The sequence below is a fragment of the Sphingomonas sp. EC-HK361 genome, assembly GCF_902498785.1.
In the GTDB taxonomy this organism is placed as follows: Bacteria; Pseudomonadota; Alphaproteobacteria; order Sphingomonadales; family Sphingomonadaceae; genus Sphingomonas.
In genome coordinates this window covers 1,048,223-1,064,187 of the sequence record NZ_LR701494.1, presented here as the reverse complement: position 1 = coordinate 1,064,187, position 15,965 = coordinate 1,048,223, and the positions used below count along the sequence as shown (strand labels likewise).

Annotated in this window: 10 protein-coding genes; 2 read left to right on the top strand and 8 right to left on the bottom strand. The window is 67.1% G+C overall.

What is annotated here, in order from left to right:
- Positions 1 to 18 precede the first annotated feature (18 nt).
- On the top strand, positions 19 to 312 hold the full coding sequence (locus BOS5A_RS12420) for a hypothetical protein (protein ID WP_151955404.1): 294 nt from the start codon (positions 19 to 21) through the stop codon (positions 310 to 312).
- Here BOS5A_RS12420 and BOS5A_RS12415 read toward each other — a convergent pair.
- The gene (locus BOS5A_RS12415; RefSeq protein WP_151955403.1) at positions 294 to 2,489 is read right to left on the bottom strand and encodes a penicillin acylase family protein; all 2,196 of its coding nucleotides are present in this window, start codon (positions 2,487 to 2,489) and stop codon (positions 294 to 296) included. The genes BOS5A_RS12420 and BOS5A_RS12415 overlap by 19 nt on opposite strands.
- Positions 2,490 to 2,523: 34 nt before the next feature.
- On the opposite strand from BOS5A_RS12415, the gene BOS5A_RS12410 reads away from it, so the two are divergent.
- The gene (locus BOS5A_RS12410) at positions 2,524 to 3,801 is read left to right on the top strand and encodes a metal-dependent hydrolase family protein (protein ID WP_151955402.1); all 1,278 of its coding nucleotides are present in this window, start codon (positions 2,524 to 2,526) and stop codon (positions 3,799 to 3,801) included.
- On the opposite strand, the gene BOS5A_RS12405 is transcribed toward BOS5A_RS12410, so the two are convergent.
- The 7 genes from BOS5A_RS12405 to spt form a co-directional block, all read right to left on the bottom strand.
- On the bottom strand, positions 3,776 to 5,563 hold the full coding sequence (locus BOS5A_RS12405) for a tetratricopeptide repeat-containing sulfotransferase family protein (protein ID WP_151955401.1): 1,788 nt from the start codon (positions 5,561 to 5,563) through the stop codon (positions 3,776 to 3,778). The genes BOS5A_RS12410 and BOS5A_RS12405 overlap by 26 nt on opposite strands.
- Before the next feature lie 16 nt (positions 5,564 to 5,579).
- On the bottom strand, positions 5,580 to 8,762 hold the full coding sequence (locus tag BOS5A_RS12400; RefSeq protein ID WP_151955400.1) for a TonB-dependent receptor domain-containing protein: 3,183 nt from the start codon (positions 8,760 to 8,762) through the stop codon (positions 5,580 to 5,582).
- Positions 8,763 to 8,913: 151 nt separating this feature from the next.
- Positions 8,914 to 9,933, bottom strand: a complete 1,020-nt coding sequence (locus BOS5A_RS12395) for a hypothetical protein (RefSeq protein ID WP_151955399.1) — start codon at positions 9,931 to 9,933, stop codon at positions 8,914 to 8,916.
- 42 nt (positions 9,934 to 9,975) lie between these two features.
- A complete protein-coding gene (gene lptG, locus BOS5A_RS12390; RefSeq protein ID WP_151955398.1) occupies positions 9,976 to 11,070 on the bottom strand; it encodes an LPS export ABC transporter permease LptG in 1,095 nt (364 codons plus the stop codon).
- Positions 11,070 to 12,269 (bottom strand): LPS export ABC transporter permease LptF, encoded by a 1,200-nt coding sequence (gene lptF / locus BOS5A_RS12385; protein WP_199857359.1) that lies wholly within the window; start codon positions 12,267 to 12,269, stop codon positions 11,070 to 11,072. Before lptF ends, lptG begins: the two co-directional genes overlap by 1 nt.
- Positions 12,270 to 12,503: 234 nt before the next feature.
- Entirely contained in the window at positions 12,504 to 14,378 is a 1,875-nt protein-coding gene (locus tag BOS5A_RS12380) for an ATP-binding protein (RefSeq protein ID WP_151955987.1), read from the bottom strand.
- A gap of 255 nt (positions 14,379 to 14,633) precedes the next feature.
- Positions 14,634 to 15,896, bottom strand: a complete 1,263-nt coding sequence (spt, locus tag BOS5A_RS12375; RefSeq protein WP_151955397.1) for a serine palmitoyltransferase — start codon at positions 15,894 to 15,896, stop codon at positions 14,634 to 14,636.
- Positions 15,897 to 15,965: the final 69 nt, after the last annotated feature.

The window sequence follows — 15,965 nt, the reverse complement described above, 5'->3', positions numbered from 1 at the left end:
CGCAACAAGGATTGTGGCATGGCTTCGTGGCATCGATCGCGCGGCGCCGACATCGGCCTGCGCGCCTCCGGACTATTTCTGTGCGGCGTCGCCTATGCTGCAATCGCGCACCTCTGCGCGATGCACATCGCGTCCCAGTCCGGCGATCCCGTGGCGCTCGGCCTTGCCGCGGTTGGCTTCCTCGCAGCAAGTTCGGGCAGCGCTGCGATCATTCTCGGGCGTCATCTCTTCGACGAAATCGAGGTGAGCACCCGCTGGCGGCATCGATCCGGCGGCGTATCGGTTCAGCCCGATCAACTGCCGGGTCGATAACGGCGCTCGACGTGCCCGGTCAGGTCTTGCGGGTAGAAATAGACCGGGCGCAGCCGGCCTTCGGCGTAGCGCGCGATCTGGTCGGCGAAATGGGGGGAGGCGGGATCGCCGCTCTGGCCGCCGGCCATCACCGCCATCGCCTTCACGCGCGGGCCGAATTCGACGACCGCGACGAAGCTGTTGCCGCTCGTGCCGTAATAGCGCTTCGAGCCCGGCCACGTCTTCGCGCCGAACGAGGCGAGGCTGCCCCATTGCGCGGACGTGAAGGGAACGGAGGTCGATCCGCGCGCATCGTCGAAATGCGGCGCGATCGAATCGTCGAGCCGCTGGTAGCGGTTGATCGCTTTCCACGGTGTGCGCCAGCTTCCGAAGTCACGCGTCAGGCGATCGACCGCGGCGGTGAGCGCGGCGAGCTTGGCTTCCGGCGGCACGCGCGCGGCGATGTAATCGGGGACGTTCATGCGTTCCGCCTGCGCGAAGCTGCCGACCTCGCGCCACAGCTGGTCGCCCCAGAACACCGCGAGGCTCGTCGCGTCGGATTCATAGCCCCATCGACAGTCCCAGTTCTTGAGGAGCGCGATCGGCCCGGCGAGCGACTTGCGACGCGGGTCGCCGGGCGGGAGGGCTTCCCATGCCTTGACGAGCCCCGGCAGCAGCGTCGCGAAGGCGGGCAGATAGGAGTCGAAGGCGGCGGCGCGCAGCTTTTCGACGGTCCAGCCGCTCTTCCCGGTCAGCAGCAGATCGGCATGGACACCGCGCGCATTGCCGCCTGTCTGGTCCATATATTTCGGATAGTTCGCCGCCTTCGGGCTGTCCGGCCCGGCCGCGCTCCACGGCCAGTCATTGGTGTTGTGCGCCCATCCGACGCGCGGATTGAGGACGCTCGGCAGGCTCTCCAGCGTGTGCAGCCCGCGCCAGTCGGTCGCCGGGTCGCTCCCGTCGACCGGCTGCGTGTAATCGAAGCGATCGCTGCGGACCGGCATGAACTGCGGCATCAGGAACGCGACATTGCCCTTGTCGTCGGCGAACAGCGTGTCGTTCGACGAATTCGCCTTCAGCGCTGCGACCTTCATATAGCCGGCAAGGTCGGTTGCCTTGGTGCGCAGATAGCTCTGCTCCAGGGCGGGAACGGGGCGCCACATCAGCGCGGTCGCGATCCAGCGCCCGTCCTTCGCCGCGACCACGGGCCCGTGGTGCGTCCGGTATGTCGTGAAGCGGCGCTCTCCCATCGTCCCGTCGGATCGGCGGAACCGCAGCGTGACGTTGCGGCTCACGACGGGGCGGTTCTGCGCGCCATAGCGATACGTCAGGCGACCGCCGCGCCGCGTGACGGTCTCCGCGAACTCGTCGACATTGTCCACGGTGGACGAGGTGTGCATCCACCCCGCGTGCGCGTTGAACCCCTGATAGACGAAGAACTGCCCCCAGGTGCTGGCGCCGTAAGCGTTCAGCCCGGCATCGCTCGTCATTTGCGCTTCGGACCGGAAGTAGAAGCTGGTGTGCGGGTTGATGAGCAGCAGGGCATGGCCATCGGCGGTCAGGCGCGGCGCGATGACGATGCCGTTCGATCCCGATGGCTCGCGCGGCACCATGCCGATTTCCTCCGCGGTGGGCGGGGTGGGGGTGCCGTAGAACGTCTTCAGGTCGCTCAGCGAAATGCGCTCGATATCGCCGCCGATGCTGCCCTCGGTAAAGCTCAGCGCCATCCACGGTTCGAAGCGGGTCAGGACCTTCGGCTGTGTCTGTGGATGGGTCGCGAGGTAATAGTTGAGCCCATCCGCCCAGGCCTGCGTCAGCGCCTTCAGCCATGGCGGGCTTGCCGCATATTGCGCTTTCAGTGCTTCCGGGTCGACGAAGAGTCGCTGGCGGAGATCGCCCCAGAGCGCGTCCTCGCCCTCGGCTTCCGCGGTGCGGCCGAGCGCGGTCAGGTAGTTCGCCTCGATGCGGGAGAAATCGTCCTCGGCCTGGGCGTAGATCATCCCGAACACGGCATCGGCGTCCGATCGACCGTGGATGTGCGGAATGCCCCAATTATCCCGGGTGATCGTCACGCGCGCGGCCTCGCTTTGCCAGCGCGCCATATCGGCGTCGGGCGCGGCGGGTGCCGAAGCCAGCCCCGTCGTCAGCAGGGCCAGCAGGATCAACGGATTGCGCGCGCGCTGCAGAACTCTATCCATGGGTCGAGCGTAAAGCGGGAAAAGGGGAAAGACCATGCGCTGGCTGGCGACGATCGCCGCGCTGCTTCTGATGCCGGCCGCAACGGCGCGCGGCGTTGAGCCGGCGTCGTTGCTGCTAAAGCCGGACGCGGTGTTCGACGGCGTGGACGGGAAGGTCCATCCCGGCTGGCAGGTGCTTGTCACCGGTGACCGCATCGTCGCGGTCGGCCCGAATCTGGCGGTACCTGCGGGCGCGAAGCCACTCGATCTTGCCGGCACCACGCTGATGCCAGGCATGATCGAGGGGCACGGCCATCTGTTCCTCCACCCCTATGACGAGACGAGCTGGGACGACCAGGTGCTGCACGAGCCGCTGGCACTGAGGACCGCGCGCGCGGTGGCGAATGCGAAGGCGACGCTGCTCGCCGGCTTCACCAGCGAGCGCGATCTGGGGACCGAGGGGGCGGGCTATGCCGATGTCGGGCTGAAGGCGGCGATCGATCAGGGGATCGTGCCGGGGCCGCGGCTGTCGGTTGCGACGCGCGCCATCGTCGCGCTCGGCGCCTACGGTCCCAAGGGGTTCGAGCCCGGTGTCGCGATTCCGCAGGGCGCGGAGGAAGTCTCGGGCGTGGATCAGATCGTCGCCGCCGTCCGCCGCCAGATCGCGGCGGGGGCGGACTGGATCAAGCTGTACGCCGACTATCGCTGGCGTCCGGGCGAGGACAGCCGCGCGACGCTGAGCCTCGACGAGATGAAAGCCGCGGTCGCCGCCGCGCATGACGCCGGCCGCCCGGTCGCGGTCCATGCGGCGACGGCGGAGGGCATGCGGCGCGCGGTGGCGGCCGGAGTCGACACGATCGAGCATGGCTATGGCGGCACGCCGGAGATATTCGCGGCGATGGCGGCGAAGGGGATCGCCCTGTGCACGACGCTGGCGGCGTCCGACGCGACCTCGCGCTATCGCGGCTGGAACGGCAGCGATCCGGCGCCGGCGGCGGTGCTTCTCAACCGCAAGAGCTTTCGCATGGCGATGGCGGCGGGCGTGCCGATCTGCATGGGCGGCGACGTCGGCGTCTTCGCCCACGGGCAGAATGCGCGCGAGATGGAGCTGATGGCGGCGGCAGGGATGGCACCCGCCAAGGTTCTGATCGCGGCGACATCGGGCAATGCGCGGTGGTTTCATACGTCCGACAAGGTCGGTGCTGTGAAGCCGGGGCTGCTGGCCGATCTGATCGCAGTCGAGGGTGATCCCACCGCCGATATCCGCGCCGTCCGCCACGTCCGCATAGTGATGAAGGGCGGGGCGATCATTCCCGGCGAGAAGGCGCGGTGACCTCGGGCGATTTTGGTGGGGACAGGTCGTTCAGCCAAGCCGCATAAGGCGTGGCCCGGTCGATCCCGGATCGGTTGATGGGACGACGAACCTGCTCCGCGCTCGGCGTGGGAACGGGACGGTGGTTCTCGTGCGGCCGCAGGCACGCAGCGTCGAAGGGCAGGCCGATCGCGTGCAGAAGCGCGCGGACCTGCGCTTCCGGATCGGCGACGAGCGCCTCGCAGGACAGGTGGTGAACCCGGCCGGGCAGGACCCGGTCGATATGATCGATCATGCGGCGGTAATCGGTCTGGTAGCCCGCCAGATCGACGAGATCGTTCGAATATCCATGGCCGCGCGGGAAATATTGCGCGAAATTGGAGAAGCCGCACGCTTGGCGGTCGCGCCGCACATCGATGATCGTCGCTTCCGGCAGGATCAGATGGATGAAGGCGATATACGCCCAGTTCTCGGGCAGCTTGTCCACGCAGAACGGGCGCGACGTCCGCCGGCTGGCTGCGGTGGAACGGAGGTAAGACTGGCCGAGCGCGCGAAGGTCGGCGGATGTCAGCCGCGCCAATCCCTCCGGATAGGTGCCGGCCTGGCCCAGCACACGAGCGACGAGGCGCGGGATGTCGGGGCGCTCGGACAGTCCCTCGACGGCCGGGTGGCTCGCGAGAATCTGTTCGACGAGCGAGGAGCCCGATCGCGGCATCCCGACGACGAAGATTGGCGCGACGCTGTCCGTCCCACCTGTCCCCGCCGCGCGCAGGCGTTCTGGCGTGAAGAAGGCGATCGCGCGGTCCACCATGTCGCTCGTCGCGTCGGCATCGTAAGGCAGCAGGCTGCGCTGGATGCGATTGGCGGCGGCGTAATGGCGGAACGATGCCGCGTGCTTCCCCAACCCCTCCAGCGCCCGCCCGAGCGCGAAGTGCATGGGAACGCTGCGCCGCGCGTCCGTGCTCTCGCCGAGCGCGCGCTCCATCGCTGCGACGTCGGTCAGGTCGAGCGGCGGACGCGCGACGTGGCTCAGCCCCAGCCAGGCTTCGCCAAGACCGGCGTCGATCGCCAGCGCCGCGCGAAACGCGTGGGCGGCTTCCTCGCGGCGACCGACGGTGCGCAGCAGATAGCCGAAATCGGTCCACAGCCGCGCATCGCGCCCGCGCCGGCCAAGCGCGTCCTCATACAGCGCGATGGCGCTTGGATAGTCGCCGGATTGCGCCGTGATCGCGAGCCGCGCGGCAAGCGCGCCGTCGTCATCGGGCGCGCCGGCCAGCGCATCGTCGAGCAGTGAGAGCGCGGCCGCATCATCGCCGCGCTGCGCCATCACCTTCGCGAGGTTCACCTGCGCTTCGGTGAAATCCGGCGCGAGCGTCAGCGCGCGCCGCAGCAGCCTTTCGGCCTCGTCCGGCAGGCTGGCGCGCCGTGCGAGCTCCGCAAGCAGGCACAGAGCCGCCACGTCCTCGGCGTCCTGCGCCAGCACGCGGCGCGCAATCGCCTCCGCGCGGTCCAGTCGGCCGGCCGCGAAATGCGCGATCGCCGCGCGGAACGCCGGGCGGCGGGCTGCGGTGTCGATGGCGCGCTGGTCGAGCTGCGCGGCGATGCCCGGCTCGTCGATACCGCGCAGCGCACGGGCCAGCAGGCGCAGCGCGGGACAGTGATCGGGATGACGATCGACGATCTGGGTGAGCGCCGCCGCAGCGCGTCCCGGGTCGGTAGCGACAAGATCGCGCGCGGCGGCAAGCGCGTCGCCCGGATCGTCGGAAAGGGCAGCGGTCGCCATCAGGATACGCGCCGCTTCATCCGAACTTCACCACCGCACCGGCGTAGAACAGGCGCCCGACATTGTCGTAGATGCCGCTGCCGAAGCCCGAGCCGGTCAGCCCGAGCGGCGGCTTGCGGTTCGTTACATTGTCCACGCCGGCGTAGAAGTTCATCCGGTCCTTCACCTGAATGTCGAAGCGGATGTTGTGATACGCGACATCGGGGTAGAAACGGCGATCGGCGTAGTCCGCGTTCTGCGGCGGGCGCCCCTGCTTGCTGAAAGTGTCCTCATATTCGTTGAGGACCATCTTGCCGATGTAGCGCACCTTGTAGCCGATCGTCAGTGGCCCGGTCTTCAGCGCGGTGTCGATCGTGAATTCGTGCTTCGGAAAGCCCAATTCGAGCAGTTGCTGGTTGGCGCGGTTGGGGTCGGTCGGCGACAGGAACGTGTCGTTTTGTAACGACAGCGTGTAGATACCGCGCAGCGAGAGATCGCCAATATTGCCCAATTTCCGTGAGTAGGACGCGTCGAAATCGATCCCCCGCACCTTCAGCTTGGCGTAATTGAGCGGGATGACCTTCAGGCTGTTCTCGAGAATCTGCCCCGGTATCTCGCCGCGTGGTCCAAGCCCCGGTCCGGCGTTGCGCGTGAACAGCCCGCAGAACTGATTGTTGAGATCGGCCGCGTCATAGCATGCGTCGAGGATGTCCTGCGCGTTCGGCGAGGTGATGACCTTGTTCACGGTGATGTCGAAATAATCGACCGTCAGCGCGAAGTTGCGCAGCACGCGCGGCTGGAAGACGAGGCCGAGCGTGTAGGAGTCCGATCGCTCCGCCTTCAACGCCTGGTTGCCGCCGGACTGGAAGGCGAGCGACTGCTGATAGACGAAGTCGTAGCCCGCCGGCACGCCGGCCGCGGCACAGTTCGCAGGCCGCGTGGTGGAGCCGGTTCCGATGTTGCGGGCCGAGCAGGGATCGTTCACCAGCGCGAAATTCTGGCCGAGCGGGCTGTAAAGGTTGACGAGATTGGGCGCGCGGACGGCGCGGGCATAATTGGCGCGGAAGCGCAGGTCGGCGACCGGCGCCCATTCCACGCCCCCGCCATAGGAGGCGACCGTGCCTGTCGCGCCTTTGTAGTCGGCGACGCGGAACGCACCGTTCATCGAGAGCTGCTGGAAGAAGGGCACGTTCTTCAGGATCGGCAGCCGAACTTCGCCGAACACCTCCTTCACCTCGAATGCGGGCGGGGTGAAGGGGGGCAGGGCGTTGTAGAAGGTCAGCCCCGCGGCCGTTGCCTGATCCTGCCGATACGACACTGTCTCGCGGCGATATTCGGCGCCGATTGCGAAGCCGATCGGGCCGCCGGGCAGGTTGAACCATTCGCTGGTGTCGCCGTTCACGAAGCCGCTCAGCACGAACTGGGTGATCTTCCCGCGCGCGAACGAATCCTGGAGGAGATAGCGCCGCGCCGCATCGGTGATGTTGCCTTCGCCGAACAGGTTGATCGGCACGCACGCGGCGACATCGGTGGCAAGCTGACCCGCGGCAAAGACGGGGTCTGTCGCGCCCTCATAGGCGATCCGCGCGGCGGGATCGATCGACGCGCGGCACACGATCTGGCCGTTGGGTGTGCCCGTCTGCACCCGCCCCGCATCGACCGCGTCGATGGCGAGCAGGAAGCGCTGGAGGTTCACATTGCCGAGGATGCGCGTGTTCTCGACGAACTCGCCGTAATTGGCGGAAAGCTCATAACCCCAATCGGTGTTGAACTTGCCGCGGATACCCGCGACGATGCGGTAGGTCTCGCGCCGCGCCGCTTCCTCGCGGTTGGTCAATTCCACCACGTTGCGGATGAAGGTGAAGCCTTGCTCGTCGGCATCGTTGATGCCGTTGGGGATCGGGTTGCCCTCGGCATCGAACGCGCCGGATGTATCGCCGTAGAAATCGCGGATGATGCCGCGCGCCTGATCGGTCAGATACGGGTTGTCGGTGAAGAAGCGCTCTCGCGGGGAACCCGTCGTGCCGCCGGAAAAGAAGAACGGGCCGCTCGCATTGCCGAGCGAATCCGTGCGCACGTATTTCGCCTCGATAAAGGGAACGAAGGCCTCGCTGATCTCGAAATGCGCCACCAGATTGGCGCTGTAGCGATCGAGCTTGGGGAGCAGTCCGAGCTGCCGTCCTTCCCGGAACGTGCTGCCATTGCCGCCGATATAGCTGGGGAGCGGCGGCAGGCCGACCGCTTGGCCGGTTTGCGGGATCAGCGTGCCGTCGGGCTGGAAGAGGAACGGCGCGTAGCTGTCTCCGCCGAGATACGACAGGAAGGTCCCGCCGTTGCTGAACGTGCCGCTGCGGATGTCGCGGTAGAACAGATTGTCGGGGACGCCGTCGCTGCCGTTCACCGCGTCGAACGGATCGGTATCGACGGTGATGAAGCCGTCGGCGTGGCGATAATCCTTGCGTGCTGACGCGTAGAAATCATTCTGGTGGGCATATTCCACGTTGAGCGCGATATTGCCGCGGCCATCGCCGAAATCGACGCCGCCAAGCGCGCTCAGATAGTAGTTTCCGGCATCGCCATATTGGCTGATGCTGCCCTGGCCGCGCAGTTGCAGCCCGCGGTAATGATCCTTCAGGATGAAGTTGACGACGCCCGAGATCGCGTCCGATCCGTAGACCGCGGAGCTCCCCCCGGTCACGATCTCGACCCGCTCGATCAGGTCGGTCGGGATGGTGTTGATGTCGGTCGAGACCGCATTGTTCAGGATATCGCCCGCGACATGGCGCCGGCCGTTGACCAGCACCAGCGTCCGCTCGGTGCCCAGCCCGCGCAGGTCGAGCAGGCTGAGGCCGGCGGTGCCGAGGAAGCGGCTGGAGTTCGACTGGCTGAAGGTGCTGGTGAGCGAGGGCAGGTCGTTCAGCACGTCGCCGATCGAGCTGCGCCCGGTCTGGTAAAAGGCATCGCCCGAGATTGCCACGAGCGGGACGGCCGATTCGAGGTCGGTGCGGCGGATGCGCGATCCGGTGACGACGATCTCGCCGGTCTGCGCCTCTTCGGCCGGCGGCGGCGACGTCTGGAGCGGCGGCGCGTCGCTATCCCCGGTTTCCGTGGCTGCGGCGGAAACGCTCTGCGCCTCCGCGGTCGCTGTCAGCGCCGCGAACAGCCCGCTCGCCGCTGCCGAATACAGCGCGGTCGTGGACAGGAGCGAGGATATGCGCATCGCAGCAGGAACTTTCGGACAGCCGAACGCCGCCGGGCGCAAAGGGCCATAGCGGCCGGGTCAGCATAGGCGCTCGTCGCACCCCTGCCATTGACCACATTGCCTAATGCCTTTGAGGCAGGCAGCGCCGTTCCAGCGCCGCGCGCCGCTGTCAGGGGCAGGACCCGTCACGCCTGCTGCTGACGCTGCCCGTGCCCAGAATGATCTTCGCGCGCCGCTCAAACGTCAGCGCCTGCCAGCGGCCGCTATTCCCGGTGGCGGTGCGGCTTTTCAGGAAGGTCAGGTTCAGCAGCTCATATTGCTCCGGGTCGACCCGGCGGTTGCGGACCAGGCATCGCCACGTCGCGGTGTTCCACCCGAAATCGTTGAGGATTCCGTCCTGATCGATCGTGCGCGAAATCGCATCATACCAGTCGAAGATCGCGGTCAGCCGCGGCCAGTAATCGGACGGCGGCATCGCGGCGAGCTTCGTGCGCAGCCGATAGATGTCCTCGTCCCCCGGCAGCCCGCCCTGCTGCACGCGCGTGTCAATCGCCCAGCGGACCTTGCGCATCGTGATCGGCCGCAGCGCGCCCGGATATTGCGGGAAGACGCGCAGCAGGTCGAGCCGGACCTGATCGAGCAGCGCGACGTAGAGATCGGTCTGCACCTGCAGCATCGCGTCGTCCTCGAACAAGGCGGTGAGCTCGGCCTGGAGGGTGGAGGAGAGCTTTCCCTGTGCATCTTCCGCGGCGAGAATCCCGGCGCGGCACGCGGGTTTGACGGGGACGGCGAGACAGTCGCTGGAAAAGAGCAAGGCGCCATAGGTCGGGGCGATCGTTGCCAGCGCTTGTTCAAAGTCGCGGCGGGAAGCGAAGCCGTCGCGCCAGCGGATCAGCAGCGGCTGGAGGCTGCCGGTGCCGTAGTTCCACTGCGCCATGCCGACCGAGACGAGCTGGCTGTCGAAATTGCCCGCGGGCATCGCCCAACAGCCCATCGTCTCCGGAACCGAAGTCTCCTGCATCCGCGCGAAGATCGCCGCGCGGTCCAGCCCGATTGCGGCCAGCCGCTGTGCGGAATCAGGGTCGATGCGCAGGAATTGCCGGGCACCGTCGCGCGCGGGGCTGTCGCCGACGGTGCGGCACGGCGGCGACTGCGGTACTTGCGCCAGGCCAGCGGCGGGCAGCGCCACAAACCCGGCGATTGCCACCAACAGGCGAAAGAACGCCCGCGTTTATTCTTCCGTGCGGATCAGCACGGCCTCACCGATCAGCAGGAACAGCAGGAACGGCGCCCATGCGGCGAGGAACGGCGGATAGGCGCCGATATTGCCCATCGCGAGCGCGAAATTGTCCGCCACGAAATACAGGAAACCGAGCCCCATGCCGATGACCGCGCGCACGAACAGCTTGCCCGACCGCGCGATTCCGAACGCCGCGACTGCGCCCAGCAGCGGCATCAGCACCGAGGACAGGGGGCTGGAGAGCTTGTGCCACAACGATCCTTCCAGCGCCTTGGTCGGTCGCCCGGATTCGGACAGATCGCCGATCGCCGACTTGAGCGCGCCGAAGGAGAGGCTGTCCGCATCGACGCTCGCGAGCGTGAACTGATCGGGGCGCACGCCGTGGCCGATCACGAGCGACGGCAGCGTCGCGACCTGCCCGCTGGCGACGTCGAAGCGCTTCGCCGGGCCGATCGCCCATCCGTCGCCACTGCGATGCCCGCGCGGCGCCGTGACCAGCGCCTGCAGGCTGCCACCCGACCGGTCGTAGAGCGTCACGTTGCCGAGCTGAGTCGCATCGCCGCGTCCCTTGATCTGATCGACTTCGATCAGGTCGTCGCCGTCGCGCACCCAGACGTTCGATCGGTCGCCCCGGTCGATCGGCAGCTTGCCGTAATTCACCTTCTGCCACTGGCTGAGCGTCGCCGTTGCGCGGCTGACGACGCGGTCGTTGAAGGCGAAGTTCAGGAGCGCGACCCCGAGGCTGGCGACGAGCAGCGGCGCCAGCACCTGATGCGCCGACATGCCCGATGCCTTCAGCGCGACGACCTCGCTGTTCTGGTTCATCGTGATGAGCGTCAGGATCGTGCCGAGCAGCACCGAGAAAGGCAGGAAGAACGCAGCGATCTGGGGCAGGCGGAGCGACACGTAGCGCCAGACTTCGGGATCGCCATTGCCCTGCGTGGCGAGGATTCGCCCGGACTCGCTCAGCAGGTCGAGCGCCTGAAGCACCAGAACCAGCGCAAAGAGGATCGCGAAGGTCCGGATGAGGAACATCCGCGCCATGTAAACCGCGACCGTGCGCGACGGGAAAAAGCCGCTCAGCATCAGACGGTCGCCAATTCGCGGCGACGACGACGCAGAACGTGGCGTGCAAAGCCCTTCCAAGCCTTGCCCGCCCAGCGCTCCAGCGCGGCGATCGGCTGTCCGCCGGGGACATAGGCGATGGTGTAATACATCCACAGCACCAGCGCGGCGAAGACGCAGAACGGCGCCCATAGCGCGATGATCGGGTCGATCCGGCCGAGCTCCCCGATCGACGCGCCATACTGGTTCACCTTGTGGTAGGTGACGATCATCACGATCGAGATGAACACGCCGAGCGCCGAGGATGATCGTTTCGGCGGCACGCCCAGCGCGACCGCGAGCAACGGCAGCAGGAACATCGATGCGACCTCCGCCAGGCGGAAATGGAATTCGGAGCGGCTGCTGTCGCGCAGCTGCTTGGTCGCGCCGTCATGCCCGGTCTTCGCCAGTTCGGGCAGGGTCAGCTCCAGATTGCGCCCGCCGCGCTGGCGGAAGCTTTCGAACTTGGGCAGATCGATCGGCAGATCGTGGCTGCTGAAGGTCAGCACGCGCGGCACCTTGAAATCGGCACGGTTGTGGATCAGCGTGCCGTTGGTCAGGCGGAAGATGATGACGTTCGGGTCGTCGGTCGCCAGGAACTGCCCGCGCTCCGCCGTCACGCCGATCCAGTCGCCCTTGGGGGTCTTCGCGTTGACGAAGATGCCGCTGAGCTTGCTGCCCTTGTCGCGGCTTTCCTCGATCCGGAGCGTCATCCGGTCGCCGAGATGGGTGAACTCCCCCACCTTGATCGAAGCACCGAGCGCGCCGGTGCGCAGCTCGAACCGCAGCTGTTCATAGGCGTAGCGCGCCTTGGGCTGGACATAGCTGACGATCGCGAGGTTCAGGACGGCGAGGCCGATCGCATACATGTAAGGCACGCGCAGCAGCCGACCATAGCTCATGCCAACGCCGCGCATGACGTCGAGCTCCGACGAGGTCGCGAGCCGGCGGAAGGCGAGAAGCACGCCGAGCATCAGCCCGATCGGAATGCCGAGACCGAGATATTCGGGTAGCAGGTTGGCCAGCATCTTCCACACTACGCTGACCGGGCCGCCCTCGGTGGCGACGAAATCGAACAGCTTCTGGATGCGGTCGAGGATGAGCAGCATCGCGGCGATCGTCAGCGTCGCGAACAGCGGCAACGCGATCAGCCGGGCCATGTAGCGGTCGATCGATTTCATGAAGGTGGCGCTACGGCTCCGCTGCTTGAGCGGGGGATATAGGCGGGCGCGGCGCGCGCGTCAGCCTTTTTGTGCGCAGCTCATTCCGCCGCGAGGCTTTGCGGGCGCTGACAGAAATCCTCCCCTGCAAGGGGAGGGGGACCAGCGAAGCTGGTGGAGGGGTGTTCCGCTATCGATGGGGCGATACCCCTCCGTCAGCGCTGCGCGCTGCCACCTCCCCTTGAAGGGGAGGAATTACTCCGCCGCCAGGCTGTGCGGGCCGGCGGCGCGCGCGTCGGCCATTGCCTGGTCGATCGCGCGTTCCAGTGCGGCGATCGTGAACGGCTTGCGGAGCACATGGTGACCGCCGAACAGCCCGGCCTCGCCCGCTTCGCCGGCAAATCCGGTGACGAATAGGACCGCGATCCCGCGGTGGCGCGCATCGATCTCGGCGATCATCTCCGGACCCGTCTTGCCGGGCATCAGCACGTCGGTGATGATGAGATCGATCGATGCCTGGCTCGCCAGCACGGCCGGCGCGGCGAGCGGATCGGGGCAGGCGACGGCGTTGTGGCCCAGTTCCTCGAGCGCTCCCATCGTCGCGCGCAACACGCGCGGATCGTCCTCGACGACGAGGATATCGAGCGGCGAGAGCTCGGCCGGGATGGGCTCGGCGAGCTGTGTTGCAGGCTTCGCCGGGGCGGCGCTCGTGTCGCGCGGCAGCAGCAGCGCGACCGTCGTGCCCTTGCCGGGCGCGGTATCGACCGCGATCGCGCCGCCGAGCTGACGGACGAAGCCGAAGATCTGGCTGAGGCCGAGGCCGGTGCCCTTGCCGACCGGTTTGGTGGTGAAGAACGGCTCGAACACGCGCTCTGCAACGTCCGGCGTCATCCCGGCGCCGGTATCGGTCACGGCGATCGTCAGATAGTCGCCGGGCGGACAATCGGTGCGTTCGCCTGTGGCCAGGACATGCGCGCTCGCGGTGATCGTCATCTGCCCGCGCCCGTTCATCGCATCGCGCGCGTTGACCGCGAGGTTGAGGATCGCATTTTCCAGCTGAACCCGATCGGCCCGGACGAGCCAGCCCTCGCTCGCGTCGATCACCTTGACGGTGATCGCATCGCCCAGCGTCCGGTCGAGCAGGTCGGACATGCCCGACAGCAGTCCGCCCGCGTCGATCGGTTCGGGATTGATCGCCTCCTCGCGCGCGAAGGCGAGCAGCTGCCGGGTCAGCGCGGTTGCGCGCGCCGCGCCTTCCATCGCGCTGTCGATGTGGCGTTCGGCGGCGGTATTGCGGGTGCGCAGGCTGCGCTTGGCAAGCTCCAGTCCGCCAAGAACAACCGCGAGCATGTTGTTGAAATCATGTGCGATGCCGCCGGTAAGCTGGCCGACCGCCTCCATCTTCTGCACCTGCCGCAATCGCGCTTCCTGGGCGCGCAGCTCCTCCGTCGCCTCGGCCACCGCGAAGGCAAGTCCCTCGGCCCGCAGCCGTGCCGCGTCGGCGTCAGCGCGGGCGACCGCGCGCTCGGTCTGCGCACGCACCGTCAGCCAGCCGAGCGCGATCGCTCCGACGACGATGAGCATGCCGAACACCGACAGGACGCTCGCCGCCTTGCCCGACCATTCGACCGTCGCGAGCGCCTGTGCGGTCCGCTGGTCGAGCAGGACGCGCTCGCGGTTGATGATCTGGTCGAGCGTGGTGTTGATCGCGGCGAGCGACGGGGCCTTCCGCGCCTGGTAATAGCGCGAGAGCGCCTGATCGTTCTTGCCGTAATTGGTGCTGAGCGCGATGAGCGAGAGCTCGCCGCCGCGCGCGTAATAGGCGTCGCGCAGGCGATCGATGCGGTGCTGCTGCTCACCGCTGTCGCCGGTGATCTCGTCGAGCCGGGAAAGCTGGTCCGCGGCGAGGCGCCAGTCGTCGAAATAGAGCTGACCCTGCGCCTTGTCGCCCGAGATGACGTAGCGGCCGAGTGACGCCTCCGACCGGCCGATCGTCCCGGCAAGCGTCTTGGCGAGGATCATCACGTCGTAGCTGTGGCTTTGCAGGCGAAGCGCGCGGTCGCGCTGGCTGTTCGCCATGCCGAGCGTGAAGACGAGCGCGACGACGACCGCAACGCCAAGCGCGGCCATCACCACGAGCGTGATCGTGCGCCACTGCGCGCGCAGCCCCCCCCGGGGCGTCAGGACCGCCACCTCATCCACCGCGCACGAGCGTAGCCGATGATGCGCCGAGTGGAAAGAAGCGCGGGACGGGAGGGGGGCGAACCATATCCTCCCCTGGAAGGGGAGGTGGCAGCGCGTAGCGATGACGGAGGGGTATCGCCCTTTCGATAGCGGGACACCCCTCCACCAGCTCCGCTGGTTCCCCTCCCCTTGTAGGGAGGATTAACCGATCGTGCCGGTCGCCTTGCCCGCTGCCTCGAACATGCCGAGGATCGCTTCCACCTGTTCCGGCGTATGCTCCGCGCAGACCGAGCAGCGCAGCAGGAACATCCCCGCCGGCGTCGCGGGGGGGCGAGCGACGTTGACGTAGAGGCCCGCCTCGAGCAGCGCCTGCCACATGGCGACGGCCTTCTCCTGATCGTCGAGCAGCACCGCGATGATCGCCGACTGGCACGTTTCGGTGCCGAGTCTGAATCCCATCGCGGTCAGCCCCGCATGGAGGCGGCGCGAGCTTTCCCAAAGACGCGCGCGCTTTTCGTGCGCGGTCATCAGCTTGCGGATCGAGGTCGCGGCGGTGGCGACGACGGAAGGGGGCAGGCTGGCGGTGAAGATGTACGGGCGGCAGACCATCCGCATGACCTCGAACTTCGGGTGGTTCGACACGCAGAAGCCGCCGACGGTGCCGACCGATTTGGAGAAGGTGCCGACGACGAAATCGACATCGTCGGTGAGGCCCATTTCCTCATACACGCCGCGGCCATGCTCGCCGAAAAAGCCCATGGAATGCGCTTCGTCGACCAAGACCATGCAGCCGTGCTTCTTCGCGACGGCGACCATGTCCTTCAGCGGCGCGATATCGCCGAGCATCGAATAGACCCCCTCCAGCACCACGAGCTTGCCGGGGTCGGCGGGGAGGCGCGAGAGGCGCTTGTCGAGATCCTCGACCGAATTGTGACGGAAACGGACGACCTCTGCATTGCCCATCGCGCAGCCGTCATAGATCGACGCGTGGCTGTCGGCGTCGAGGATGATGTATTCGCCCTTGCCGGCGATCGCGGAAATGATGCCGAGGTTCGCCTGATAGCCGGTCGAGAACACGATCGCGCCGGTCGTGCCATAGAACTCGCGGAGTGCTTCTTCCGCCTCAACGTGATCGCGGAAGGTGCCGTTGAGCATCCGGCTGCCGTTGGTGCCCGACCCGAACTGGTCGAGCGCGGCCTTGCCCGCGGCGATGACGTCGGGATCGAAGGTCATGCCCATGTAATTGTAGGTGCCGAGGAGGATCGTCTCCTTGCCCTTGATCACCGCGAGCGTAGGCGATTTCACCGCGTCCATGACGATCGCGAACGGATCGCGCACGCCGCTGTCGACGAGGGCCTGGCGTTCGGCGATGAGCGCGTCGAACTTCGAGAGCAGGTCGCGTTCGGGGGCGACCGTGTCGGGGGTTTCGGGGAGTGCGTGGGCGGAGGCGGCGGCTTCGGTCATCGGTATTCCTCTATCCCTCCGTTTGCCCTGAGCGAAGTCGAAGGGCCTGAGCCAAAGGTGCTTCGACTT